The 24,589-nt window shown below is 44.5% G+C and carries 25 protein-coding genes and 3 other annotated features; of the genes, 1 reads left to right on the forward strand and 24 read right to left on the reverse strand.

Features of this window, described 5'->3' with window-relative positions; translation table 11 throughout:
- Positions 1 to 6: 6 nt before the first annotated feature.
- On the reverse strand, positions 7 to 1,041 hold the full coding sequence (pheS, locus tag M3221_RS00610) for a phenylalanine--tRNA ligase subunit alpha (RefSeq protein WP_251269630.1): 1,035 nt from the start codon (positions 1,039 to 1,041) through the stop codon (positions 7 to 9).
- Positions 1,042 to 1,083: 42 nt separating this feature from the next.
- Positions 1,084 to 1,315: a binding site (T-box leader), on the reverse strand.
- Between the two features lie 48 nt (positions 1,316 to 1,363).
- On the reverse strand, positions 1,364 to 2,119 hold the full coding sequence (locus M3221_RS00615) for a TrmH family RNA methyltransferase (protein WP_251269631.1): 756 nt from the start codon (positions 2,117 to 2,119) through the stop codon (positions 1,364 to 1,366).
- Positions 2,120 to 2,210: 91 nt separating this feature from the next.
- On the opposite strand from M3221_RS00615, the gene sspI reads away from it, so the two are divergent.
- The gene (sspI, locus tag M3221_RS00620) at positions 2,211 to 2,411 is read left to right on the forward strand and encodes a small acid-soluble spore protein SspI (protein ID WP_251269632.1); all 201 of its coding nucleotides are present in this window, start codon (positions 2,211 to 2,213) and stop codon (positions 2,409 to 2,411) included.
- 39 nt (positions 2,412 to 2,450) lie between these two features.
- On the opposite strand, the gene M3221_RS00625 is transcribed toward sspI, so the two are convergent.
- The 22 genes from M3221_RS00625 to M3221_RS00730 form a co-directional block, all read right to left on the reverse strand.
- Entirely contained in the window at positions 2,451 to 3,536 is a 1,086-nt protein-coding gene (locus tag M3221_RS00625) for a M42 family metallopeptidase (RefSeq protein ID WP_242233284.1), read from the reverse strand.
- Between the two features lie 20 nt (positions 3,537 to 3,556).
- On the reverse strand, positions 3,557 to 4,042 hold the full coding sequence (locus M3221_RS00630; RefSeq protein WP_251269633.1) for a dUTP diphosphatase: 486 nt from the start codon (positions 4,040 to 4,042) through the stop codon (positions 3,557 to 3,559).
- Positions 4,039 to 4,302, reverse strand: coding sequence for a DUF1294 domain-containing protein (locus M3221_RS00635; protein WP_242233481.1), 264 nt, complete (start codon positions 4,300 to 4,302; stop codon positions 4,039 to 4,041). Before M3221_RS00635 ends, M3221_RS00630 begins: the two co-directional genes overlap by 4 nt.
- 211 nt (positions 4,303 to 4,513) lie before the next feature.
- Entirely contained in the window at positions 4,514 to 4,870 is a 357-nt protein-coding gene (gene rplT / locus M3221_RS00640; RefSeq protein WP_242233282.1) for a 50S ribosomal protein L20, read from the reverse strand.
- A gap of 35 nt (positions 4,871 to 4,905) precedes the next feature.
- Positions 4,906 to 5,103 carry a 50S ribosomal protein L35 gene (rpmI, locus tag M3221_RS00645; protein WP_242233281.1) on the reverse strand — a complete coding sequence of 66 codons (198 nt, stop codon included), beginning with the start codon at positions 5,101 to 5,103 and terminating at the stop codon, positions 4,906 to 4,908.
- A gap of 23 nt (positions 5,104 to 5,126) precedes the next feature.
- Positions 5,127 to 5,663: a translation initiation factor IF-3 gene (gene infC, locus M3221_RS00650; protein ID WP_251269634.1), complete on the reverse strand. Its 537-nt coding sequence runs from the start codon at positions 5,661 to 5,663 to the stop codon at positions 5,127 to 5,129.
- 34 nt (positions 5,664 to 5,697) lie between these two features.
- Positions 5,698 to 5,836 (reverse strand) — a sequence feature (ribosomal protein L20 leader region).
- 124 nt (positions 5,837 to 5,960) lie between these two features.
- A complete protein-coding gene (gene thrS, locus M3221_RS00655; protein WP_251269635.1) occupies positions 5,961 to 7,892 on the reverse strand; it encodes a threonine--tRNA ligase in 1,932 nt (643 codons plus the stop codon).
- 52 nt (positions 7,893 to 7,944) lie between these two features.
- Positions 7,945 to 8,164 (reverse strand) — a binding site (T-box leader).
- 47 nt (positions 8,165 to 8,211) lie between these two features.
- Positions 8,212 to 9,138, reverse strand: a complete 927-nt coding sequence (gene dnaI, locus M3221_RS00660; protein WP_251269636.1) for a primosomal protein DnaI — start codon at positions 9,136 to 9,138, stop codon at positions 8,212 to 8,214.
- Positions 9,125 to 10,528 carry a replication initiation and membrane attachment family protein gene (locus M3221_RS00665; RefSeq protein ID WP_251269637.1) on the reverse strand — a complete coding sequence of 468 codons (1,404 nt, stop codon included), beginning with the start codon at positions 10,526 to 10,528 and terminating at the stop codon, positions 9,125 to 9,127. The genes dnaI and M3221_RS00665 overlap by 14 nt, the downstream gene beginning before the upstream one ends.
- Positions 10,529 to 10,593: 65 nt before the next feature.
- Entirely contained in the window at positions 10,594 to 11,052 is a 459-nt protein-coding gene (nrdR, locus tag M3221_RS00670; RefSeq protein WP_242233276.1) for a transcriptional regulator NrdR, read from the reverse strand.
- A 131-nt stretch (positions 11,053 to 11,183) separates the two neighbouring features.
- The gene (gene speD / locus M3221_RS00675; RefSeq protein WP_242233275.1) at positions 11,184 to 11,564 is read right to left on the reverse strand and encodes an adenosylmethionine decarboxylase; all 381 of its coding nucleotides are present in this window, start codon (positions 11,562 to 11,564) and stop codon (positions 11,184 to 11,186) included.
- 210 nt (positions 11,565 to 11,774) lie between these two features.
- Positions 11,775 to 12,806: a glyceraldehyde-3-phosphate dehydrogenase gene (locus tag M3221_RS00680; protein ID WP_251269638.1), complete on the reverse strand. Its 1,032-nt coding sequence runs from the start codon at positions 12,804 to 12,806 to the stop codon at positions 11,775 to 11,777.
- 136 nt (positions 12,807 to 12,942) lie between these two features.
- On the reverse strand, positions 12,943 to 13,539 hold the full coding sequence (gene coaE / locus M3221_RS00685; protein ID WP_251269639.1) for a dephospho-CoA kinase: 597 nt from the start codon (positions 13,537 to 13,539) through the stop codon (positions 12,943 to 12,945).
- A complete protein-coding gene (gene mutM / locus M3221_RS00690) occupies positions 13,536 to 14,372 on the reverse strand; it encodes a DNA-formamidopyrimidine glycosylase (protein WP_251269640.1) in 837 nt (278 codons plus the stop codon). Before mutM ends, coaE begins: the two co-directional genes overlap by 4 nt.
- A gap of 12 nt (positions 14,373 to 14,384) precedes the next feature.
- Positions 14,385 to 17,009 carry a DNA polymerase I gene (gene polA, locus M3221_RS00695; RefSeq protein WP_251269641.1) on the reverse strand — a complete coding sequence of 875 codons (2,625 nt, stop codon included), beginning with the start codon at positions 17,007 to 17,009 and terminating at the stop codon, positions 14,385 to 14,387.
- Between the two features lie 357 nt (positions 17,010 to 17,366).
- Positions 17,367 to 19,142 (reverse strand): two-component system histidine kinase PnpS, encoded by a 1,776-nt coding sequence (gene pnpS / locus M3221_RS00700; protein ID WP_251269642.1) that lies wholly within the window; start codon positions 19,140 to 19,142, stop codon positions 17,367 to 17,369.
- A complete protein-coding gene (locus M3221_RS00705; protein ID WP_251269643.1) occupies positions 19,139 to 19,855 on the reverse strand; it encodes a response regulator transcription factor in 717 nt (238 codons plus the stop codon). Before M3221_RS00705 ends, pnpS begins: the two co-directional genes overlap by 4 nt.
- A gap of 120 nt (positions 19,856 to 19,975) precedes the next feature.
- Positions 19,976 to 20,917, reverse strand: coding sequence for a malate dehydrogenase (gene mdh / locus M3221_RS00710; RefSeq protein WP_242233268.1), 942 nt, complete (start codon positions 20,915 to 20,917; stop codon positions 19,976 to 19,978).
- Positions 20,918 to 20,996: 79 nt separating this feature from the next.
- Entirely contained in the window at positions 20,997 to 22,265 is a 1,269-nt protein-coding gene (gene icd / locus M3221_RS00715; RefSeq protein ID WP_242233267.1) for an NADP-dependent isocitrate dehydrogenase, read from the reverse strand.
- Between the two features lie 112 nt (positions 22,266 to 22,377).
- A complete protein-coding gene (gene citZ, locus M3221_RS00720; RefSeq protein WP_251269644.1) occupies positions 22,378 to 23,496 on the reverse strand; it encodes a citrate synthase in 1,119 nt (372 codons plus the stop codon).
- 295 nt (positions 23,497 to 23,791) lie between these two features.
- Positions 23,792 to 24,025, reverse strand: coding sequence for a hypothetical protein (locus tag M3221_RS00725; RefSeq protein WP_251269645.1), 234 nt, complete (start codon positions 24,023 to 24,025; stop codon positions 23,792 to 23,794).
- Positions 24,026 to 24,095: 70 nt separating this feature from the next.
- Positions 24,096 to 24,548 (reverse strand): DUF441 domain-containing protein, encoded by a 453-nt coding sequence (locus M3221_RS00730; protein ID WP_251269646.1) that lies wholly within the window; start codon positions 24,546 to 24,548, stop codon positions 24,096 to 24,098.
- Positions 24,549 to 24,589: the final 41 nt, after the last annotated feature.

A 24,589-nucleotide genomic window follows, 5' to 3' on the forward strand; every position in this document is an offset into this window, starting at 1 on the left:
TCCTCCTTATTCGTGTACAGAAAATTGCTTTAAGAAACGAAGATCATTTGTGTAGAAATGGCGGATATCATCAATGCCGTACTTCAACATGGCAATGCGCTCCTGTCCCATGCCGAATGCGAAACCGGAATAAACATTTGAATCAAATCCGGCCATTTCAAGCACATTTGGATGCACCATGCCGGCACCCAGAACTTCAATCCAGCCGGTACCTTTACAAATCGAGCAGCCTTTGCCGCCGCACATACAGCTCACATCTACTTCAACAGACGGTTCAGTGAATGGGAAGAAACTTGGACGAAGGCGGATTTCGCGCTCTGCACCAAACATTTTCTTCGCAAACACATCCAGCGTGCCTTTTAAGTCGCTCATGCGGATGTTTTCACCCACCACAAGCCCTTCGATTTGGTTGAATTGGTGGGAGTGCGTCGCGTCATCACTGTCACGGCGGTATACTTTACCCGGGCAAATAATTTTAACCGGCCCTTTGCCTTCATGCTGAAGCATCGTTCGTACTTGTACGGGTGAGGTATGTGTACGCATTAAAAGCTCCGGTGTAATGTAAAATGTATCCTGCATATCACGCGCCGGATGGCCTTTTGGCAGGTTGAGTGCTTCGAAGTTATAGTAGTCCTGCTCCACTTCGGGTCCTTCAGCCACTGTATAGCCCATGCCAATAAATAAGTCTTCAATTTCTTCTGTAATACGTGTAAGTGGATGATGTCCGCCAAGTTTGACCGGACGGCCCGGCAGGGTTACATCAACGGATTCTTCTGCCAGCTGCTTTTGAATAGTTTCGGACTCTAATGAGGCCTGCTTCGATTCAATCGCTTTTGTGATGGCTTCACGCACAACATTGACAAGCGCCCCCATTTTCGGGCGTTCTTCTGCAGACAGCTTGCCCATGCCTTTTAGCACTTCTGTAACAGGTCCTTTTTTGCCAAGGTACGCAACGCGTACATCATTCAGTTCTTTTAAATCCTGTGCGGCTGCCGCTTTCTTAATCGCTTCTTCCTGCAGCACTTTTAACTGTTCTTCCACGTTTTTTCCTCCTTTTTGGCAACAAAAAAAGCCCCGTTCCCGGAAAGGGACGAGGCTTCTGATATCGCGGTACCACCCTTTTTAACGCGCTAGAAAAACACGCGTTCACTTCATTCAGATAACGGTAAAAACCGGTATGCCTTTACACAAATGTGGTCCAAGCACCGGCTCGGGAGGTGAACTTCGGCCAGCTCTTTTTAAAAATGCTTTCAGTCGGGGCATTTTCTTCCTAAAAAAAGAGGAATGGCGTACTTTTCTCCGTCATTGCCTTTTAATTATCAAATTTTATACTTTCTTATTATAGACAACCCATTTTTGAAATTCAATTGTTTTCCCGAAAATGATAAAGAAGGATACCGGCCGCAACTGCGACATTCAGCGACTCGCTTTGGCCGAAAATCGGAATGTAAACATTTTTGGTTGTTTTCTCAAGAAGCTCTGGACGTACGCCGTTTCCTTCATTGCCCACGAGCAGCGCAAACGGCCCTGCTTGTTCCTTTCTGTAATCAGACGCTCCTTCCAAAGCCGTTCCGTACACCGGAATATTTCGTTTTTGCAGCTCTTCAACCGCTTCGGTTAAATCTACGCTTAAAACAGGCAGGTGAAAATGGCTTCCCTGTGCCGAACGAAGCACTTTTGGATTATACAGATCAGCAGATCCATGGCTGAGCAGCACCGCATCAATTCCGGCGGCATCGGCTGTCCGGATCATCGTGCCGATATTACCCGGATCCTGCACGGCATCCAGCAGCAAAAAGCTTTTCCCTGCCGGCAGTTCCGCCGCTTCCTGTTTCCGGCATACCGCAAAAACGCCCTGGCCGTTTTCCGTATCAGAAAGCTTTTTCGCCACCTCGGCCGAAATCATGGTCACGTCGAGGCCATCTATATTCCACGATGCCGGTACTGCCGCTTCCTCTGATAAAAGAAGTTCCTTTATCTGCTCTTTGTAGCGAAGCGCTTCTTCAACGAGATGAAAGCCTTCGAGCATATAAAGACCTGTTTTATCCCGTTCTTTTTTTGTCCATAGTTTATTCAGCTGTTTTATATGTGTGTTATTTGCGGATTGAATATACGTCAATGTGATTCTCCTTTCGCCGTATTCATTATAGCATTTCTCTGTATAATGGGCGCTACAGTGGTAAAAATAATCAAAACAAGGAGGGATAAACATGGATTTACGAGGCGCTATTATTCAAAATTTAAACGGACAAAATCCAAATGAATTATCGGCTGTAATTCAAGACGCGATTTCAAATGGCGAAGAAAAAACGCTGCCAGGTCTTGGTGTGATGCTTGAACTTTTCTGGAAAAAAAGCACAACAGAAGAGCAAAAAGTCGTATTAGAACGCATGGCATCTGCTCTTCAGTAACACAAAAAACCGCTCACAGCACTGTGAGCGGTTTTATTTTTAGTCAAATGTAATGGTGTTAACCGTATCGCGGTCAAGGCGAAGGATTACTTCTCCAAGCAGCTTCACGGCGTTTTCATAATCATCACGGTGAAGCATGGCCGCATGAGAATGGATGTAGCGTGTAGCAATGGTAACAGACAGCGTCGGAACGCCATTGCCTGTTTTATGAATTTCCCCTGAATCTGTTCCGCCGCCTGCCATAGCGTCAAACTGGTAAGGAATATTTAATTCATCGGCTACATCCGTTACAAAGTCACGCAGTCCTTTGTGGGATACCATTGATGCATCATACAAAATAATCTGCGGGCCTTTGCCCATTTTTCCCATTGCCTCTTTTTCTGTTACCCCTGGTGTATCGCCGGCAATGCCAACATCGACGCCAAATGCGATATCCGGGCCAATTTGGTGAGCGGATGTTTTCGCACCGCGCAGGCCGACCTCTTCCTGTACCGTTCCAACACCGTACACGATATTCGCATGCTGTTTATCTTTTACGTACTTCATCACATCAATGGCGATCGCACAGCCGATTCGGTTGTCCCAAGCTTTAGCCAGCAGCATTTTTTCATTGTTCATAACAGTAAATTCAAAGTAAGGAACGACCATGTCGCCAGGACGCACGCCCCATTCTGAAGCTTCTTCGCGGCTTGATGCGCCGATATCGATAAACATGTCTTTAATATCAACCGGTTTTTTGCGTGCTTCAGCCGGCAAAATGTGCGGCGGCTTTGAGCCGATCACGCCTGTAATATCTCCTTTGCGCGTCACGATCGTAACGCGCTGGGCGAGCATTACCTGGCTCCACCATCCGCCGACGGTTTGAAAACGAATAAACCCTTTGTCATCAATGCGTGTAACCATAAAGCCGACTTCATCCAGGTGCCCAGCCACCATGATTTTCGGGCCGTTTGCATCCCCGGTTTTTTTGGCGATCAAGCTGCCAAGGCCGTCTGTTGTCACTTCTTCTGCAAATGGCTCAATGTATTTTTGCATGACTTCCCGCGCTTCACGTTCATTCCCGGCAATCCCTTTTGCATCCGTTAGCTCTTTTAGCATCGTTAACGTTTCATCGAGTTTCTTCATTATAAATAAAGTCCCCTTTCTTAGTAGCCCGACTGCTGGCGCTTATAGTTTACTTCATTTTTGGCGATATACGCCTGTTCCACTTCTTCTGCTGAAAATCCAAGCATATCCCCCAATGTAAAGAAACGGTCAAGCAGGGATTGATACGCTTCTTTTGTTTTATCACGGTGGAAGGTATGAACGGCTTCTGTGACAAGCAAAAACTGGTCCGTTGCCGTTTTTGCAGGCTGCTGGGACGCCGGCACCGCATCTGTCAGGTCAGCTAAAATGCCGAGTGACAGAATAAAATGTACGCCGTCTACAAATTCTTCTAAAATGATTCCCCGCTCTGACGGCCCTTTTGTACTCCAAAATTTAAAGCATCTCGTTTCATTAGCCAGTTCACCAATTTCAACAAGCAGAGCGAGCACTTTTTGGTTAAACAAATCCGTTCCTTCCAGATTGTGTTCCTTTTCTATGTATGAATCGAGCCCGCGCTGCATTTCAAACAATGTATTCATATTCAAATGGCTGTTCCTCCTATCATTGCTAACACCATTAAATCCATAACGGCAAGAACCGGCATTCCGTATTTAAAGGATGCATGCTTCGTTTTATGCCGGTACGTCTGCATGGCCACCCATCCGCCCGGTGCACCGCCAAGCAAAGCCAGCAGCCAGAGCGTCCTTTCCCGGGTTCGGTACAGCCGTTTTTGCGCTTTTTTCTTATCATTTGCCATCGTTATGTAGGCAATCATATTAATAAAAATAAAATAAATGAAGACCATCACTATCTGCTCTCCTCCTTCCCTATTTTAACAAACTTTTCCCGAAACAGCCTAATTTGGAGAACAAGCGAAACAAATCTTTTATCAGCCGGCTGCTTTCCTGAAGCTGATGATGTAAAAAACTGTTCATTCGGCTCGTTGCTTTTACAGGCCGTTAAACCCAATAGGTATAAAAAAACCGCCCTGACGGATCAGGACGGTTTTGAGGTTATTAACCTAGTTGTTTTTTTGCAGCGTCTGCAAGCTGTGCAAATCCTTGCGCATCGCTAACAGCAAGATCAGCAAGCATTTTGCGGTTTACTTCGATACCCGCAAGCTTCAAACCGTGCATTAAACGGCTGTAAGAAAGACCATTTGTACGAGCAGCTGCGTTAATACGAGTGATCCACAATTTGCGGAAATCACGTTTTTTGTTACGGCGATCCCGGTATGCATATTGCAGGGATTTCATAACTTGTTGGTTGGCAACTTTATATAAACGATGTTTCGAACCGAAATAACCTTTTGCTAATTTAAGAACCTTTTTACGACGTTTGCGTGTTACAGTACCGCCTTTTACGCGTGGCATACTATTTCCCTCCTAATGATGTTACGTTAATTTTCTTACAGATTGTCAAGCATGTGGCGAATGCGTTTGAAATCGCCTTTTGATACAAGAGCGCCTTTGCGCAATTTACGTTTTTGTTTTTGAGATTTGTTCGCGAACAAGTGGCTTGTGTAACCGTGTGAACGTTTCAGTTTACCTGAACCTGTTTTCTTGAAACGTTTGGCAGAACCACGGTGAGTTTTCATTTTTGGCATTTCGTCTTCCTCCTCAAACTGGTTTACTTTTCGTTTTTAGGCGCCATAATAAGGAACATACTACGGCCGTCCATTTTCGGCTTGGACTCAATAGTCGCAACTTCCTTGCACGCTTCTGCAAAGCGGTCAAGTACACGCTGGCCGATTTCTTTATGCGTAATCGCACGTCCTTTGAATCGGATCGATGCTTTTACTTTGTCACCTTTTTCCAAGAACTTAATCGCATTGCGAAGCTTGGTATTAAAATCGTGGTCATCAATCGTTGGACTGAAGCGCACTTCTTTTAATTGGATGATTTTCTGGTTTTTGCGGGCTTCCTTATCTTTCTTCTGCTGTTCGAACTTGAATTTGCCATAATCCATAATACGGGCTACAGGCGGTTTCGCGTTCGGAGCAACAAGCACAAGATCAAGATTTACGCGGGCAGCAATTTCAAGCGCTTCGCGTTTTTGTTTAATGCCGAGCTGATCGCCGTTTTGATCGATCAAGCGTACTTCACGGGCACGGATGCCTTCGTTTAAATTCATATCTTTGCTAATAACAAGCCACCTCCGGGTCATTTTAAAAACACTATTTAAAAGAGAAGCGCACTGCTGCATGAAAAAAGCGAGGCATCTAAAAGTAGATGCCCCGCTAGTAAAAAGCTGTCCAAAACAGCTTAGTCGTTTTACCATGTCAACCTGCCAACTTTTCTGTCAGACGAGGTGAGAAGCGGGTGCTTCTGCTTTCTTTTATTATGTGTTTCATTCACCTAAGTAACTATATCATATCCTCTTTCAAATGTCCAGAAGACAAATTGAAAGAACCAACGTTTTAAATAATACCATTGCTTTTTAAAAAAAACAATAGTTTTTTTCTTAACGTTTGCCTTCTTTTTGAACAAGGTCGCGGAAAGCGTCAAATGACATCGTCTCAGACTGCTGTTCACCGTACTTGCGGACATTCACTGTACCGCTCTCAAGCTCTTTATCACCCACTACGAGCATGTACGGAATTTTCTTCATTTGCGATTCACGGATTTTATACCCGAGCTTTTCTTCACGGCTGTCCATTTCGACACGGATGCCGGCTGCTTTCAGCTCATCCTGTAACTTTCTTGCATAGTCGTAGTGAACCTCATTGGAAACAGGAATGATTTGAACCTGAACCGGTGCAAGCCATGTCGGGAATGCTCCCTTGTATTCTTCAATCAAAAACGCAACAAAGCGTTCCATTGTGGAAACAACACCGCGGTGAATAACAACCGGACGGTGCTGCTTGCCGTCTTCACCCACATATGTTAAGTCAAAGCGTTCCGGAAGAAGGAAATCCAGCTGTACAGTAGACAAAGTTTCTTCTTTGCCAAGCGCTGTTTTCACCTGTACGTCAAGCTTCGGACCGTAGAACGCCGCTTCATCTTCTGCTTCTACGTACTCCATGCCAAGCTCATCCATTGCGTCTTTCAGCATCGCTTGTGCTTTTTCCCACATTTCATCATCATCGTAGTATTTCTCTGTGTTTTCCGGATCACGGTAAGATAAGCGGAACGAGTAATCATTTAAGTCAAAATCTTTATAAACAGACAGGATCAGCTCGACAACACGTTTGAGTTCATCTTTGATTTGGTCTGGACGAACAAAGATGTGGGCGTCATTCAATGTCATCCCGCGAACACGCTGCAGGCCGGCAAGGGCGCCTGACATTTCATAGCGGTGCATTGTGCCAAGTTCAGCAATACGGATCGGCAGCTCGCGGTAGCTGTGAATGTCATTTTTATAAATCATCATGTGATGCGGGCAGTTCATTGGGCGAAGAACAAGATCCTCGTTGTCCATTTCCATGACCGGGAACATACCATCCTGATAATGATCCCAGTGGCCGCTTGTTTTGTAAAGTTCAACGCTTCCCATTACCGGTGTGTATACATGGTCATAACCGAGGCTTACTTCTTTATCGACAATGTAGCGCTCGATAATACGGCGGATGGTTGCACCTTTTGGCAGCCAAAGCGGCAGACCCTGTCCGACCTTCTGGGAATTTGTAAACAAATCAAGCTCTTTTCCAATTTTGCGGTGATCGCGCTCTTTTGCTTCTTCAATCATTTTCAAGTGATGCTCAAGGTCTTCCTTTTTAAAGAAAGCCGTGCCGTAAATACGCTGAAGCATTTTGTTGTCTGAATTACCGCGCCAGTATGCACCGGCGATGTTAAGCAGCTTAAATTCTTTTAACTTTCCAGTGGACGGAACGTGTACACCGCGGCATAGATCGGTGAAATCACCCTGCTCATACAGTGTAACCGTTTCGTTCTCCGGAATTGCTTCAAGAAGCTCCAGCTTGTATTCATCATCAATTTCTTTGAAAAACTGCTCTGCTTCCGCGCGTGATACTTCTTTGCGGATAACCGGCACGTTTTCGTTAATGATTTTCTTCATTTCTTTTTCGATTTTCGGCAAATCTTCCGGTGTAATGGATTCATCCAGATCAATATCATAATAAAAGCCGCCTTCAATAACCGGACCCACACCAAGCTTGACTTTGTCGGCTCCGTAAACACGTTTGATCGCCTGCGCCATCAAGTGTGCTGTACTGTGGCGAAGCACTTCAAGCGCGTCAGCATGCTCAGGTGTAATAATTTCAATCGCGCCATCCTGCTCGATCGGTGTTTTTAAATCAATAAACTGTCCTGATACTTTGCCGGCAAGTGCTTTTTTACGCAGGCCTGGGCTGATCGACTGCGCAACCTCTTCCATTGTTGTTCCAGACGCAAATTCCTTTACAGCGCCGTCTGGGAATGTTAATTGAATCGACATTTGTATTTCCTCCTTCTTTTTAAACGACAAAAAAACCCCGCTCCTTCATAAACGAAGGGGCGAGGTTTAATCGCGGTTCCACCCAACTTTCCGGAAAATTCCCGGCTCAATTACAGTCAGATAACGGTCTGGTGCCGCCGCTTCTTACTTTCAGGTTCAGAAGCAGAGCTCGAGGGTGGTGAATTCATTTGTTTCGACGGGAAAGTTGCAGCTCATCGCTTTCCCTCTCTGTAGACGTCTCAAATGAAACATGTCCCTGTCTTCGCTTTTCATATGACGTTATTATAGTCTCCCTCTCACTCAAAATCAAGAGTGAGTTTTAGTGCCGGCGGTTCATACCGGTCAGTTCCACTGGCGTGGTCAAAAACTTAATGCGTTCCATAATGCGTGCTGCTTTCAGCTCTTCGGATTCACCGCGCTGTGAATGCGTCAAGTGATGCTCAAGCTCACTATAATTAAAGTTAGAGGTAAACAAAACCGGAAGTCCTTCAAGCATACGGTGCTGCAGAATCGTGCCGAGTATATCGTCGCGAATCCAGCTCGACATCGTTTCTGCCCCAATATCGTCAATCATTAAAACAGGCGCGGATTTCACCGCTTCAATTTTCTCTCCCGTTGAATGATCGTTAAGCGACTGTTTCATTTCACGGACAAACTCCGGAAAATAAACGATCATGGATGCAATATGCTTCTCGGCCAATTCATTGGCGATAGCACCAAATAAAAAGGATTTACCGACGCCGAATTTCCCATGTATATATAAACCTTTAGAAGCCTGCCCAAGCGCGTAGCTGTCAACAAAATCTTTTGCCATTGAAACCGCATCTATTCTGCTTTCATCATCCAGCTCCACTTGATCAAATGTAGCTTTTAAAACGTCTCCCGGCATATAGAGGCTTTTCACGTGCCGGCGCAAATGTTTCATTTCATCATCCCGAATTTTACGAGAACAGCGCTTGTAATCCAGTTCAACTGCCTGGTAACGCATGGAAAGCTCCGGCTCAAAGCCCGGCATCATGTTCACACACCCGTCAAGAGATGGGCATTTCCCACAGCCGCGGCTTTGGGATACATACTCATATAGTTTGACCATCGCGCGTGTTACTTCCCGTTCACCAAGATTGTGTTCTTTAATAAATTTCTGGACCGTTTTGTCTGCCAGCACTTCCCGTTTTGTCTGCTCATATTGTTCTGCAAACCCGGGCGACGTTTTAATACTCCCGAGTGCTTCGTTAATCTTTTTCACCGGCCGACGCCCCCTCTTTCCGTTTTCTCAATTCTTCCTGCAGCTTGCGTTTCTTCGCTTCAAAGTCTTCGCTTTGTTTAGGCCGCTCTTTTTCTGTGTCTTTTTCTTTTTCCTTTTCCGTAAACCAGGCTGGCAGTTTTTCCTGGCGAACTGCTTTGCGGTTTCCATAGGATGATGAGGTGCTCTTTGGCTTTGTCCATTCCTTCGGCTGCTTTTGTTCCGTTTTTGCCAGTTCAATACCCTCTTTGGCCGTTTTTACTTTTTTGCGTGCCCACTGGGCGGCAATTTTGTCCATAAAGCTTTTAGACAGCTTCATATTTGATTTCAGCATAACATATTGAATGAGCGCATTCATTACACCCGGCGTAAAATCGTACTGCAGCATCACCTGCTCAATAAGCTTCATATCTACCGATGAGGGCGCTTTATCTGATATATCGATCATCATTTGATAGGGGGTAACCGATTCACAATGAAGGATCAGCTTTTCTTCTTTTGTTTTCGGCTCACCCGCTTCTTTAAGCTCCTGGCTTCCCATGCGCGGTGTCATGTCTGGAAGGCGCCCGCCTGATTCAAACTGATAGGCATTACGCGCAGATTTCCGAAGTTCCTCCACCTCAATTTCATCCTGCTCGTTTATCGAAGACAAAACCAGGTTCTTCATATCAAGCGGTTGAATGCCATATAAAAAAGACAATTTTTTAATCGTTTCTTTAATAAAGGGGGTGAGGGCAGATGCCGGAATCAAGGCGTCTTTAAGAGCCCGTTCAAGCGCTGAAAAGTCAAAGGACTCATTTAAAACAGGTCCTGTTTTAGTTCCTTTTGAAGCGAGGCGGGTACCCGGCTCCGGCGCACTGTCTATTTCTGCTTCCTGCATTTCTGTATACCCTGTTGAAAAAACGTCCGGAAAAGCATGGGTCACATCCTGATAATCAGGCGACTTCGGCTCCCGGTCGCAAAATATCCGCTTCAGCCTCAAAAAATGAGGACGGCCAATTTTCCGGTATAAAAAAACGTTTAAAAGGCCGTCTGTAAAAAATTGGTCTGGAGCAAGAGGCGGCAGCAGCTCATAAAGAAATTCGCGGTTTTCTCCTGTTTTTTTCACATAGGTTTTCAGTAAGCCAATCCCTTCCAGCTTAAGCCGGTCTTCGTATATTTGCTGCGGACTGCAGCCGAGTGTATTCATTAAATGATAGTGCAGAGCACTCTCAGACGACAGCTTGCCGTCCTCTACTTCCGCATACATGGTCATGTATAAGCTGAGTGCCTGGGCACCGATCAGCGGCTGGTACAACAGCGCAACCACTTTTTGTTCAAGGCTGTCTACACAGCCGGACACTGTCACCCTATAAGCATCGGCGGGCTGCATTTCATTCCAGTGCCGATTCATATTCTTCACCTCAAAGTTTCTTAAATAAGAAGAAAAAAGCCCGGAGCTCTATCTCTCCCGGGAGTTTATTTTTCTTTGTTAATAATTTCTTTTAATTCATCCAAAAATACGTTAATATCTTTGAATTGCCGGTACACGGACGCAAAACGGACATACGCTACTTCATCAATTTCTGCAAGGCGGTCCATGACCATTTCACCGATTGCATCTGACTGCACTTCCGATACACCTTTTGAGCGTAGTTCCTGTTCGATATCAGCGGTCATTTTTTCAAGCGTTCCAAGCGGCACCGGGCGCTTCTCGCATGCTTTTATCAATCCGCGAAGCATTTTCTCGCGGTTAAATTCTTCGCGCATTCCTTCTTTTTTTACAACGATGAGCGGCATGTGCTCTACGCGTTCAAAAGTCGTAAACCGGTAGCCGCATTTTTCACATTCACGGCGCCGGCGGATGGAATGCCCGTCATCTGCCGGGCGCGAATCGACAACTTTCGTCCCGTTAAAACGGCAGTCAGGGCAAATCATGGCTTTAATCAACTCCGATTTTATTTATATCCTGCAATGTGCAGGTTTCGTTCTTACTCATTATCATACTAAAAAAGAGACCTTATGAAAATAAAAAAGAGGCGTATGAAAGTTCATACACCTCGTTTTGCTTACACATTTGCAGTTTCTTTAAGTTGCGTGCGTACCGGACCCATACCACGCGGCATCTCAATTGTTTCGCGTGTTTCAGCTTCAAGTGCATCTGCAATATAGTTTGCAGCAATGTTCGGATCAAGATCCCCACATGTATAAACATCAATACTTGCATATCCATGTTCCGGGAAGCTGTGAATCGTTAAATGAGACTCGGAGATAATGACGACTCCACTTACTCCTTGAGGAGCAAACTTGTGGAACGCGACTTCGCGAATTTCCGCACCTGATTTAAGAGCGGCGTCGACAAATGTTCTCTCGATGACTTCCATATCGTTTAATTTGTCAAAATTGCAGCCCCATAATTCTGAAATGACGTGACGACCCATTGTTTCCATGATCGTTCCCCCTTTTACAAAGTAGTTTTTGAATCAATTGTAAAAGTGATCACTGCCACGGGGGAAAGTTAGTCCGAAGAGGTCCTAACCCTTTAAGCATTTATTTCACAAAGTTGAGTATACGACCTGTCAAAACATTTTGCAACAAGTTTCTTTATTTTTTTCATAGAAAAAAGCCTCGGTGGGTACCGGGGCTTATGTATGAGACAATTAAGCTGAAATATAAACTTTTTTCTTCATTTGTTCTGCCACAAACTGAACAAGATCGACAACGCGGCATGAGTAGCCCCATTCATTATCGTACCAGGCAAGCACTTTTACTTTTGTTTCGCCCATGACCATCGTAGTCAGGCCATCGATCGTGGAAGAATGAGGGTTTGTATTAAAATCAACCGATACAAGCGGCTCTTCTGTAAAGCCAAGAATACCATTTAATGGACCTGCCGCTGCTTTTTGAAAGGCTTCGTTTACTTCTTCTGCCGTTACTGGCGTTTTCACATCGACTACCAAGTCTACCAGTGAAACATTAGATGTTGGCACACGCAGGGCCATTCCATGCACTTTTCCTTTTAATTGCGGCAGCACAAGAGAAAGTGCTTTTGCTGCTCCAGTTGAAGTCGGAATAATAGACTGAGCGCAGGCACGGGCACGGCGAAGGTCTTTATGCGGGTTATCAATATTTTTTTGATCATTTGTGTACGCATGAACGGTTGTCATCAATCCATTTTCAATACCGAATTGATCATCCAGTACTTTTGCGACCGGCGCAAGACAATTTGTTGTGCAGGATGCATTGGAAATAATATGGTGATTATCAATATCAAGTACTTCTTCATTAACCCCCATCACAATAGTGACGTCTTCTTCTTTGCCCGGTGCCGTTAAAATGACTTTTTTTGCACCTGCCTGCAGGTGAAGGGCCGCTTTATCGCGGGCATTAAATTTACCTGTTGCTTCAATCACAATCTCTACTCCAAGTTTGTCCCATGGAAGCTCAAGCGGGTCACGGCTGGATAGAAGCTGCACGCGCTTTCCATTTACAATAAGCGCTTTTTCTTCAACTTCGATATCCCCTTCGAACTTTCCGTGATTCGTGTCGTATTTAAGCAAATGTGCAAGGGTTTCCGCCGGATAGCTGGCGTTTACCGCAATAATATCAAGGTTGTCCTCTAAAATAGCTTTACGAAATACCATACGGCCAATACGTCCAAATCCATTAATGGCTACTTTTGCTTTTGTCATAAATAAGGCCCTCCCGCTAATAATGTTATACTTTATATTGATTAACTGAATTTAGTATAACATATTAAACGGAAAATGGAACAAAAAATGTCCCACTAATTTAAAAAATTTTATTAAGGGACAAAAAAAGACCCGATTAAGAATCGAGTCCTAGTCGGGTCAGCCACTGCTCAAGCTGCTTTGCGGTTTCTTCTTTTGTACCACTGTTATTAATGATATCATCAGCCAGCTCTTTTTTTTCTTCAATTGGCATTTGAGATTGAATGCGGGCAGATGCTTCTTCTTCCGTGTACCCGTTTCGGTTCATCAGCCTCTGCAATTGAACAGCAGGATCAGTGTAAACAAGCAGCGTGCGGTCTGCCATCCAGGTAAGCTTGCTTTCAAAAAGAAGCGGGATATCAAACACAATGGTTTTGTACCCCTTCTGGACAGCTTTATCCTTCTCAGCCATCATCCAGGCCCGCACGGCAGGATGTACAATTTCATTCAGCTGCTTTCGCTTTGCTTCATCATGAAAAATAATCGAGCCGAGCTTTTGCCGGTTTAATGATCCGTCCGCGCTTAACACATCACTGCCAAATGCATCCACAATTTCCTGTAAAGCTGGCTGTCCCGGCTCTACAACGGCACGGGCAGCAATATCAGCATCTATAACAGGGAAGCCTTTTTCTTTTAACATATTGCTGACCGTACTTTTTCCAGTCGCAATGCCGCCTGTTAATCCAATAATCATAGCGGACGCTCCAGCGGCTGGCAGTTCAAACATATATGCGTGCCGCGCCCGCTTGTTTTCGTTTTTACAATTTCTGCTCCGCACTCTACACATGCTTCCCCGGCACGTCCATATACATTTAATACTTCCTGGAAGGTCCCTTTTTGTCCCTGGCTGTTTACATATGTGCGAATCGTACTTCCGCCCCGCTCTACCGCTTCTGCCAGTACGGCGACCGTATGCTGGTGAATCTCTGCCGCTTCTTCCTTTGTAATCGTCCGGCCGAGCCGATGCGGATGCACGCGGGAACGAAACAGCACTTCGTCCACATAAATGTTGCCAAGCCCTGTTACAATCACTTGATCTAAAAGAGCTGTTTTTACCTGGCGTGATGTTTTTTGCAGCTTTTCATATAAATGATCGGCTGTAAAGTGTTCATCAAACGGCTCAGGACCGAGCCCTTTCAGCGAAGCCAGCTCGTGTTCGGCACCTTTCGCCGTTAAATGCATCGTACCGAATTTACGAACGTCCCGATACCGAAGCTCCGTACCGTCTGTGAATGAAAAAACAACATGAGTATGAGGGGCTTCAGGCTCTGCAGCTTCATTTACACTAAACTTGCCTTCCATACGCAAATGGGAAATAAGCGCATAATGATCGAGCTGAAAAATTAAAAATTTCCCCCTCCGATCGATTGACTGAATGGTTTCACCAATCACTGCATCGCGAAAAGCGTCTGCTTCGGGCTGTTTGATCATTTTCGGCCAGCGCACATCAACGCCGGCAATTGTTTTGCCCGCCGCCAGCTCGCTCAGCGTACGGCGGACCGTTTCTACTTCTGGTAATTCCGGCATGTTTCTCTCTCCTTACTTCGCATCATACCATGTTGGCCCAAATGAATAATCTACCTTCAGCGGGACATCGAGCTCAAAAGCATGCTCCATGACATCCGGCACAATTTGTTCCATTTGTTTGATTTCTTCCTTTGGCACATCAAAAATCAATTCATCATGCACCTGCAGCAGCAGCTTGGATGTTAAGCCTTCTCTCTCAAGACGTTCAGCAACGTCAATCATCGCTTTTTTAATAATATCTGCTGCGCTTCCTTGAATCGGTGTGTTCATCGCCGTACGTTCCCCAAATGAACGCAGGTTAAAGTTTCGGCTGGTGACTTCCGGAATGTAACGCCGGCGGTTTAACAATGTCGTCACATAGCCTTTTTCTTTGGCCTGGCGAATAGCCGTATCCATATATTCTTTTACACCTGGATAGGTGTTTAAATACCGTTCTATAAAAGCGGCTGCATCCTTTCTTGTAATGCCAAGACTTTGAGACAAGCCGTAATCGCTTATGCCGTAAACAATGCCGAAGTTAACGGCTTTTGCCTGGCGCCGCATATTCGATGTTACTCCGTCTTCATCTACATGAAAAACTTCCATGGCCGTGGCCGTGTGAATATCAAGTCCCTGCTGAAAAGCTTCAATCAGTTTTTCATCGCCGCTTATATGTGCCAGCACCCGCAGCTCAATTTGAGAGTAGTCGGCAGCAAACATAACAGAATCCTTTTTTTCCGGCACGAATGCCTGTCGGATTTTCCGTCCTTCTTCAAGCCGGATCGGAATGTTTTGCAGGTTAGGATCAGTAGAGCTTAACCGTCCCGTCTGAGTCAAAGCCTGATTAAAGCGGGTATGGATTTTATGTGTATCCGGGTCCGCTACTTTCAGCAATCCCTCAATATACGTAGACTGCAATTTGCCGATTTGTCGGTAATCTAAAATATGCTGTACAATTTCATGTGACGGCGCCAATTTTTCAAGAACGTCCGCCGAAGTCGAGTACCCGGTTTTTGTTTTTTTAACCGGCGGAAGACCGAGCTTTTCAAACAAAATAACGCCAAGCTGCTTCGGTGAATTTATATTAAAGTCCGTTCCAGCCAGCTGGTGAATCGTTTGTTCCATTTGTGCAAGCCGTTTTTTCAGCTCGGTTCCCATTTCATTTAACCGGTCCATGTCAACCCGCACGCCTTCCGATTCCATGTCGGCTAAAATGAGGGCAAGCGGAAGCTCCAATTCATCAAACAATTCATTTTGGTCGTTTTCAGTCAGCTCCTGCCGGCATGTGTCATCAAGCCGGCTTAACGCTTCTGCTTTTGCACTAATATGCTTCGCATAAACAGCTTCGTCCGGAAGAGCTAGTTTTGCCCCTTTCCCATAAACGGTTTCGTCCGATGAGATGCCTGTTTCCCCATGCAGCTTCGCTACAGCAGCGAAATCTTCCGGTGATTCAGATGGGTTAATTAAATAAGACGCCAAAAACACATCAAAATCAATACCGGCTAACTCGATCCCCGAACGCCGCAGCGCAATGACCGTTCTTTTTGCATCATAAACGGTTTTTCGGGCAGACGGGTTTTCCGCCCACTGCTTAAATGCCGGAGAAGACACAGCCGTTTCGCCCGGCAGAAAAATGGTTTTCCCACTTCCCGACACAGCAATACCGGCAATTGGCGCCCGGTGGTAGTTCACATCGAGCATTTCTACATATACAGCGTCCGCTTGTTCAAAATGAGACGCCTGCGGCTCCCTTACAATGGTAAAATCCACGTCTGCTGCTGGTTCGGCTTCCTCCGTACGCTGAATACTGTCAAGCAATGACTTAAATTCAAGATCCCGGTATAAATCATACAATTTATCCTGATCTGCCCCCTGATAAGCAAGTCGTTCGACTCCGAGCTCCATAGGCACCGTCCGTAAGATCGTTGCAAGCTGCTTGCTCATGACTGCTTTATCTTTATGTTCGACAAGCTTTTCCTTCAACTTTGCACCGCTAACCTCATCAATAGACTGGATCAATTCTTCAACAGAGTGAAACTGCTTTAACAGTTTAATCGCTGTTTTTTCACCGATACCCGGCACCCCAGGGATATTGTCGGAAGCATCTCCCATGAGCCCCTTCATGTCTATGATCTGCATCGGTGTCAGGCCATATTTTTCTTCAATATGTTCAGGTGTATATTCTTCAATATCTGTTATGCCTTTGCGTGTAATGCATACAGTCGTTTTGTCTGTAGCGAGCTGTGTTAAATCTTTGTCGCCCGAATATACTTTAACCGTATATCCTTCTTTTTCTGCTTGAAGAGACAATGTCCCGATAATGTCATCGGCTTCATAGTTTTCTAATTCAAAGTAAGGAATACTGTACGCTTTCAGCAGTTCGCGCACATAAGAAAATTGTTCAGACAGCTCGGGCGGCGTTTTTTGGCGCGTCCCTTTATATTCTGTAAATGTTTTGTGGCGAAAAGTCGTTTTGCCCGCATCGAAGGCAACCAGTATATGAGTCGGCTGTTCGTCTTTCACCATTTTATTAAGCATCATCGCAAAGCCATATACGGCATTTGTATGCACACCTTTTGAATTACTTAAAAGCGGCAATGCAAAAAAAGCCCGATACGCAATGCTATTTCCGTCAATAAGCACTAATTTTTTTTCCATACATCCTCCTTGGCATTCATAGTAAATGCACCTCAAAAAGCGCCAAGCGCCCCTTATCGGCAGCAGGCGTAAGAATGGAGCAGAAGTTGACAGCATCCGGCTGCCGTACCTTGTGACCCCTTCTCCTGTAAGCCCTCAGGCACCCGGCGCTACATATTCGTCAGTAAAAAAGCCGTTGTTTTTCTTTTTCATTCTACCATGCACGGCAGAAAAAAAGAAAACAACGGCTTGTTTGTTTTTCGGAAAAAAAAAGCGGCGGAGAGCCATCAACTAAGCGCCTCCGCCAAACAAAAGCTGGATAAAGGGGTTGATATTCATACTATACCAGTTCAATATAAAATAAATGTAAACGGTTCGTTAATCTTTTGTAAAATCATTCCGCAAATTCTTGATGAACGAAACGGTAAATGTCGTTCCTTCGTTCAACTTGCTTTCCACGTTAATTTTCCCGTGATGGGCTTCCATAATATGTTTAACAATGGCAAGTCCAAGCCCTGTTCCGCCTGAATCCCGGCTCCGCGCTTTATCCACACGGTAAAACCGTTCAAAAATACGCGGCAGCTCCGCTTTTTCAATTCCAATACCGGTATCAGAAACTTTTACATTCACCATCTGGTCCGACTCGATTGCATCCACGAAAATTTGCCCGCCTTTTGGTGTGTATAAAATGGCATTTGTAATGAGGTTAACAAACACCTGCTTGAGCCGGTATTCATCTCCTTGAATAACCAGATGATCAGACACGTTCATTTGAAGAGCAATATCTTTTGCTTCCAGACGGCTTTCAAGCGTGACAATCACTTCGCTCAACAGTTTTTTCAACGGCACTGCTGTTAAATTAAGCGTAAGTCCTTTCTGCTCAATTTTGGAAAGGTCGAGTAAATCAGCCACAAGTCTTTCCATGCGGCCGCTTTCTTTCCAGATAATCTCCAGAAACATCTTTGCCGCATCCGGGTCATTCAGCGCACCGTCCAGCAGTGTTTCTGAAAAACCTTTGATTGAGGTGATCGGTGTTTTTAATTCATGGGACACATTGGCAACAAAATCCTTACGCATTTGTTCCAAATGCTTAATTTCCGTAATGTCGTGATACACGACGAGAATCCCTTTCCATTCGTCGTTTGTACCGATAATCGGGGCACCTGATACTTCAATGTCCTTCTCTTCAAGATCAAACGTCATTTTAATTTGCCGGCGGACATTTTTCTCTGTCATAAAAACGTCCTCGACAATTTTAATCACGTCTTCTTGGGTAATGACTTCATAATACCGTTTTTTAATGATGCGGCCGGTGCTGTACATTTTTTTAAAAGACCGGTTCGCCATCACAATATAGCCGCGGTCATCAATAAGCAGAAGCCCGCTTTCAATGTTTTCAATTAGGGTTGTCAGGCGATTTTGATGAACTTCCTGCGCCTGCATCATTTCTTGAAGATTTCTTGCTAATATGTTAATCGACGTACTGAGCATTCCCATCTCATCAGGAGGCGTTTCATATGTTCTCGCCCTATAGTTACCCTTTGCCAGCTCAATGGCCACCATAGCTGCCGATTCAATTGGCTTTACATACCGGGTTGTAATTTTGGTCCCGATTAAAATAATCAAAAGCAGGGACAGTCCGAGCGAAGTCAGCAAAATCGCCCAAATTTGGCCGTATATTTCATCGAGCGCATCGACCCGCATACTCACAATGACGTAGCCTTCCTGCTCACCCGTTTTTGTTAAAATGGGTGTCCAGTGGTATTGAACATCCATTTTACGCATTAAGGAGGTTTGATAGTTTTTTTCATTTAAGGTTTCTGAGATCCGGTGGGCGATATCTCGGTGCACGGCGTTTTCTTCTTCATCTGTCCCGCCGCTGTCATAAAGAAGATCTCCATTGTTATCCGCCACACTCAAACGCGTATCCATCTGCTCGCTCCATTCGTCAAGCACCACCGGATTAATTGCTTCTGTTCCTCCCCAATCTTCCACTGCACTGGCTAGCAGGGAGGTTTCCCGCTCAAGCCGGTCATTAATGGTAGCAAGATAGTAAGATTTAAACATTTGACCAAGCCAGATTCCCAAAGCGGCCAAAACAGCCGCAATCAAAATAAAAAGCGACAGAATAAGTTTTGCCCGGAAATTGATCACGCTTCTTTCGGCTCTTCCAGTTTATATCCAAGTCCGCGGATTGTTTTAATATACTGCGGTTTTTTCGTGTTTTCTTCCATCTTATCTCTTAAATGGCTGATGTGAACGTCTACAATACGGGTATCCCCGACAAAGTCATATTTCCAGACTGCCGCAAGAAGCTGGTCACGTGTCAGCACTCTCGTTTTGTTTTCTGCTAAAAACAGCAGCAGTTCAAATTCCTTTGGTGTTAAATCCAGCAGGTTTTCCTTGTAATACGCTTCATATTTCTCAGGATAGAGCTTTAAGTCCGCCACTTTAATTAAGGCGCTGTCCTCTTCTTCCTCAACAACTGGTTCTGCCGGCGGCAGCTGTACGCGGCGCAAAATCGCTTTTACGCGTGCAATCAGTTCTCTTGGACTGAACGGTTTTGTCATATAGTCATCTGCCCCAAGTTCAAGACCAAGCACCTTATCAAATTCTTCGTCTTTTGCTGTTAGCATTAAAATAGGCGTAGCAACCCGCCTTTGCCGCAAGTCCTTGCACACTTCCATGCCATCGAACTTTGGCAGCATCCAATCTAAAATAATTAAATCTGCAGACACAGACTCCGCTTTTTGAAGAGCTTCCTCTCCATCACAAGCGGTTTCCACTTCAAAACCTGCCTGCTCCAGATTATATTTAATTAACGTGACAATAGATGGTTCATCATCTACAACCAAAATTTTCTTCATATGACCCTCCTGATTCAAATGTCTATCTTTCATTATAGCGAAGAAATCCTGCTCGATAAAGTGCTGTTCTGCACAAAAAAGAACCTGCCATATTACGGCAGGTTCTTTTTTATACTTGATTTAAGAAAGAACAGACATCACGCTGCGTACAGCTTCAGCAGATCTGTCAAGACCTGCTTGCTCTTCTGCAGTTAATTCAAGCTCAATGATTTTTTCAATGCCGTTGCCGCCTAGAATGGTCGGAACGCCTAAATATAAATCATTGTAGCCATACTCACCTTCGAGATACGCAATTGCCGGCAAAATGCGGCGCTGGTCTTTTAAAATCGCTTCAGTCATTTCAACAAGTGACGCAGCCGGTGCGTAATACGCTGAACCGTTGCCTAAAAGCTGGACAATTTCACCGCCGCCTTTACGCGTACGCTCAACAATGGCATCTAAGCGGTCCTTTGGAATAAGTGTTTCAAGCGGAATCCCGCCTGCGTAAGAATAGCGTACGAGCGGAACCATGTCGTCTCCGTGCCCGCCAAGAACAAATCCTGTAATGTCTTTTACAGAAATCTTAAGCTCTTGTGCAACGAATGTGCGGAAACGAGCTGTATCCAGGACACCTGATTGACCGATTACACGGCTTTTCGGGAAGCCCGATTCTTTTAAAACGGTGTATGTCATCGCATCAACCGGGTTTGTTAAAACGATAATTGTACAGTTTGGAGAATATTTTACAATTTCAGACGTAACAGATTTCATAACCTTTTGGTTTGTTTGAACAAGATCGTCACGGCTCATGCCTGGTTTGCGTGCAATACCTGCTGTAATAATGACGATATCTGAATCTGCTGTTTCAGCATAATCAGACGTGCCGGTAATATTTGCATCAAATCCTTGGACAGGGCTTGCTTCAAGCATATCAAGTGCTTTGCCTTTTGTTGGGCCCTCTGCCTGCGGGATATCGACAAGAACAACGTCTGCCAGCTCTTTTTGCGCCAGAAGAAATGCCGTTGTAGCACCAGTAAAGCCGCCGCCGATTACAGAAACCTTTTTACGGTTATATGCTGTCATAATAAAACTCCTCCTTTAATTATGGTGGAACCAAATATTATGCAAGATGCTCTCCTTTTAGGGAGAGCATCAAACAACATTACAGGTTTTTAATCAATTCGTCTGCGAACTCAGAACATTTAACTTCCGTTGCCCCGTCCATTAAGCGGGCAAAGTCATATGTAACAACCTTCGAAGAAATTGTTTTTTCAACTGATTTTGTAATCGCAGTTGCTGCTTCATTCCAGCCAAGGTGCTCAAGAAGCAAAACGCCTGACAACAAAACAGATGATGGATTTACTTTATCAAGACCTGCATATTTCGGCGCAGTACCGTGTGTTGCTTCGAAAATTGCATGGCCAGTTTCATAGTTGATATTAGCACCTGGTGCGATTCCAATTCCGCCTACTTGAGCTGCAAGCGCGTCAGAAATATAGTCTCCGTTCAAGTTCATTGTCGCTACGACATCAAACTCTTTCGGACGAGTTAAAATTTGTTGTAAGAAGATATCGGCAATAGAATCTTTTACGATAATTTTGCCTGCAGCTTCCGCTTCAGATTGTGCTTTGTTTGCGGCTTCTGTGCCTTCAGCTTCTTTGATTTTGTCGTATTGTGCCCAAGTGAACACTTTATCGCCAAATTCTTTTTCAGCAAGCTCATAGCCCCAGTTTTTAAATGCACCTTCTGTGAATTTCATGATGTTGCCTTTGTGAACAAGCGTTAAAGATTTACGGCCTTCTTTGATTGCGTAGTTGATCGCCGCACGTACCAGACGCTGTGTTCCTTCTTTTGATACAGGTTTAATACCGATACCAGATGTTTCAGGGAAACGGATTTTGTTAACGCCCATTTCGTTTTTCAAGAACTCGATCACTTTTTTCACTTCATCTGAGCCTTCAGCATACTCAATACCTGCATAAATATCTTCTGTGTTTTCACGGAAGATGACCATATCAGTATCTTCAGGACGTTTTACTGGTGAAGGTACGCCATCGAAATAACGAACAGGACGAAGGCATGTGAAAAGATCCAATTCCTGGCGAAGTGCTACGTTCAATGAACGGATTCCGCCGCCAACTGGCGTTGTAAGTGGACCTTTAATTGCGATCAAATACTCGTCAATTTGCTCAAGCGTTTCTTTTGGAAGCCATTCGCCTGTTTGGTTAAAGGCTTTTTCACCCGCAAGAACTTCTTTCCAAACGATTTTCTTTTCGCCATTGTACGCTTTTTCAACCGCTGCATCTAAAACGCGTGAAGCAGCTGCCCAAATATCAGGACCAATTCCATCGCCTTCAATAAAAGGAACGATTGGATTGTTTGGTACATTTAGTACGCCATCTTGCATTGAAATTTTTTCGCCTTGAGTCATCTTGCCTTTCCCTCCAATTCCATGTTCAAAGGTTAGAGAAAATTTCTCTAACCCGTGTTTACCATCTTTCATATTACACTAGTTATTTATTTTTTTGCAAATGCTTTCTTAATTATACACGTTCACTAATAGGTACGTATTTTTGCATATCCGGACCTGTATATTCAGCTCTCGGACGGATCAGTCTGTTGTTGGCATACTGTTCAAGAATATGTGCAATCCAGCCTGATGCACGGCTTACAGCAAAGATAGGCGTGAACAAATCATGCTCAATACCAAGGCTGTGATAAACGGATGCTGAATAGAAGTCTACGTTTGGCGGCAGGTTTTTGCTTCCTGTAACAAGACTTTCAATTTCGATAGACATGTTATAAAGCTCTGCTTCACCGTTTTGCTCTGTTAAACGCTTAGACATTTCACGAAGGTGTTTAGCCCGTGGATCGCCCTGGCGGTATACGCGGTGACCGAAGCCCATGATCTTTTCTTTGTTATTGAGCTTCTCAAGAATATACGGTTCTACGTTATCTGCTGAACCGATTTCTGTAAGCATTTTCATAACCTGCTCGTTTGCGCCGCCATGAAGAGGCCCTTTTAAAGCGCCAAGAGCTGCAGTTACACCTGAATACATATCTGACAAAGTAGCGACACATACACGGGCTGTAAAAGTAGACGCATTAAGCTCATGATCTGCGTGAAGAACAAGGGCTTTATCAAATGCTTCAACTTCTACGGCTGTTGGTTCATTACCAGAAAGCATATATAAGAAGTTCTCGGCAATACCGTACTCCTTTTTCGGTGCAATCGGCTCTTCCCCTTTACGAATGCGTGAGAATGCTGTCACAAGCGCAGGAATCTTCGCCTGGATGCGAATCGCTTTACGGTAGTTGGCTTCATCTGTCATAACATCAGCTTCTTCATCGTAAAGGCCAAGCAGTGACACAGATGAACGAAGCGCCGCCATTGGATGAACTTTCTCAATTGGATACATTTTAAAATGATCCAAAATTTCTTTTGGAATTGTATAGTTTTCCGAAAGCTGCTCTTTCAGTTCATCCAGCTGCGCTTGTGTTGGAAGACGGCGATGCCAAAGCAAATAAATTACTTCTTCAAAGCTTGCATTCTCTGTCAGATCATCAATATTGTATCCTGCGTATGTAAGTGTGTCATCAATGATAGAGCTGACAGATGATGTTGTAGCCACTACTCCCTCGAGTCCGCGTGCAGTAGTCATAATTATCTCTCCTTCGCTTGTTTATTTCCCCGTTACCCGCTTTTTTATTTGTATATGTATGCCGAGCAACTGCTCAGTACCATTTTATAAATAAAAAAGCATATGTAAATTACGTGCTCCTTTTAAAACAAAATTACTTAAATGTTCAAAAAGGTGTGCGCTTACATTGCTTATTATAAACAATGTGAGCAAGTTTGTGAATCAAAACGTGCCAAATTGTTCGAATTTTTTTTGAAAACAGTAAAATTCCGGGCGTAACATACCCGGAATTTATGGTATTATAGTAAGTTTTAGTTTAAAAGTCAGACTGCCTGTTCATTCTGTCCGCTGTTTTGTAAGCATCATAAATGCCCCAGATCCACACAAGCGGATAAGTGATAAATCCAATCAGCACAAACATCAAGGCTGCATTAATCATCTGCACAACAATTAAAATTAAACCTTTCATAATTTGGCCGTTATAAATTTGCCCGACACCCGTCCAGAATACACTTAAGACAGCGGCAATACCCGGATTTTTGTTTAACAACACATCCAGCTCCTTTTTATCTTATTGTGTATTCATACGAAGAATTATTGAAAAAGTTTCATTTTTTCTGCTAAAGTACAGAAAACATCTTCATTGCATAATACGCGATGCCGGCACCAATTAACGGCCCGACTGGAACTCCATTAAAAAGAGCGACTGCTAATACGGTGCCAAGCACCAGCGCTGTTGTAATATGGGGATCATCGGCTAAAAGCACGATTCCTCCTTTTGCAATGAGCGCTACTAAAATGCCTGCTGTAAGAGCGATCCAGGCATACGGTGATTTCAGAGCTGCGCCCAATTCCCTAAAGCCAATCGCCCCTGTTGCAATGGGGACGAGTACCGCAATTGTGATTACCGTAACCCCCCAATTTATTCCGTTTTTCTGCATCATATCAAACCACTTCAGATCGAGGCCTATTGCTTTTAAGGCCAGTAAGAATACCGAAGCAATAAGCAATGATTGGTTTTTGGCTACAATGCTGATTGCTGTCAGCAGAAGCAAAAATAAAAACGCCTGCATAACTTCACTCCTAAAAAAAGACGCATGGCCGTGCCCTTTTT

The organism is Domibacillus indicus (assembly GCF_023715895.1).
GTDB classification, from domain to species: Bacteria; Bacillota; Bacilli; order Bacillales; family Domibacillaceae; genus Domibacillus; species Domibacillus indicus_A.

Excerpts from the sequence above, each read along its gene's own strand:
- sspI (WP_251269632.1), top strand. The coding sequence starts at position 2,211 with ATGGATTTACGAGGCGCTATTATTCAAAATTTAAACGGACAAAATCCA.
- M3221_RS00625 (WP_242233284.1), bottom strand. The coding sequence starts at position 3,536 with ATGAAGAAACTCGATGAAACGTTAACGATGCTAAAAGAGCTAACGGAT.
- M3221_RS00635 (WP_242233481.1), bottom strand. The coding sequence starts at position 4,302 with ATGGTCTTCATTTATTTTATTTTTATTAATATGATTGCCTACATAACG.
- rplT (WP_242233282.1), bottom strand. The coding sequence starts at position 4,870 with ATGCCACGCGTAAAAGGCGGTACTGTAACACGCAAACGTCGTAAAAAG.
- rpmI (WP_242233281.1), bottom strand. The coding sequence starts at position 5,103 with ATGCCAAAAATGAAAACTCACCGTGGTTCTGCCAAACGTTTCAAGAAA.
- infC (WP_251269634.1), bottom strand. The coding sequence starts at position 5,663 with ATGACCCGGAGGTGGCTTGTTATTAGCAAAGATATGAATTTAAACGAA.
- thrS (WP_251269635.1), bottom strand. The coding sequence starts at position 7,892 with ATGTCGATTCAATTAACATTCCCAGACGGCGCTGTAAAGGAATTTGCG.
- M3221_RS00665 (WP_251269637.1), bottom strand. The coding sequence starts at position 10,528 with ATGAATCGGCACTGGAATGAAATGCAGCCCGCCGATGCTTATAGGGTG.
- nrdR (WP_242233276.1), bottom strand. The coding sequence starts at position 11,052 with ATGATTTGCCCTGACTGCCGTTTTAACGGGACGAAAGTTGTCGATTCG.
- speD (WP_242233275.1), bottom strand. The coding sequence starts at position 11,564 with ATGGAAACAATGGGTCGTCACGTCATTTCAGAATTATGGGGCTGCAAT.
- M3221_RS00680 (WP_251269638.1), bottom strand. The coding sequence starts at position 12,806 with ATGACAAAAGCAAAAGTAGCCATTAATGGATTTGGACGTATTGGCCGT.
- coaE (WP_251269639.1), bottom strand. The coding sequence starts at position 13,539 with ATGATTATTGGATTAACAGGCGGCATTGCGACTGGAAAAAGTACGGTC.
- mutM (WP_251269640.1), bottom strand. The coding sequence starts at position 14,372 with ATGCCGGAATTACCAGAAGTAGAAACGGTCCGCCGTACGCTGAGCGAG.
- polA (WP_251269641.1), bottom strand. The coding sequence starts at position 17,009 with ATGGAAAAAAAATTAGTGCTTATTGACGGAAATAGCATTGCGTATCGG.
- M3221_RS00705 (WP_251269643.1), bottom strand. The coding sequence starts at position 19,855 with ATGAAGAAAATTTTGGTTGTAGATGATGAACCATCTATTGTCACGTTA.
- mdh (WP_242233268.1), bottom strand. The coding sequence starts at position 20,917 with ATGACAGCATATAACCGTAAAAAGGTTTCTGTAATCGGCGGCGGCTTT.
- icd (WP_242233267.1), bottom strand. The coding sequence starts at position 22,265 with ATGACTCAAGGCGAAAAAATTTCAATGCAAGATGGCGTACTAAATGTA.
- citZ (WP_251269644.1), bottom strand. The coding sequence starts at position 23,496 with ATGACTACTGCACGCGGACTCGAGGGAGTAGTGGCTACAACATCATCT.
- M3221_RS00730 (WP_251269646.1), bottom strand. The coding sequence starts at position 24,548 with ATGCAGGCGTTTTTATTTTTGCTTCTGCTGACAGCAATCAGCATTGTA.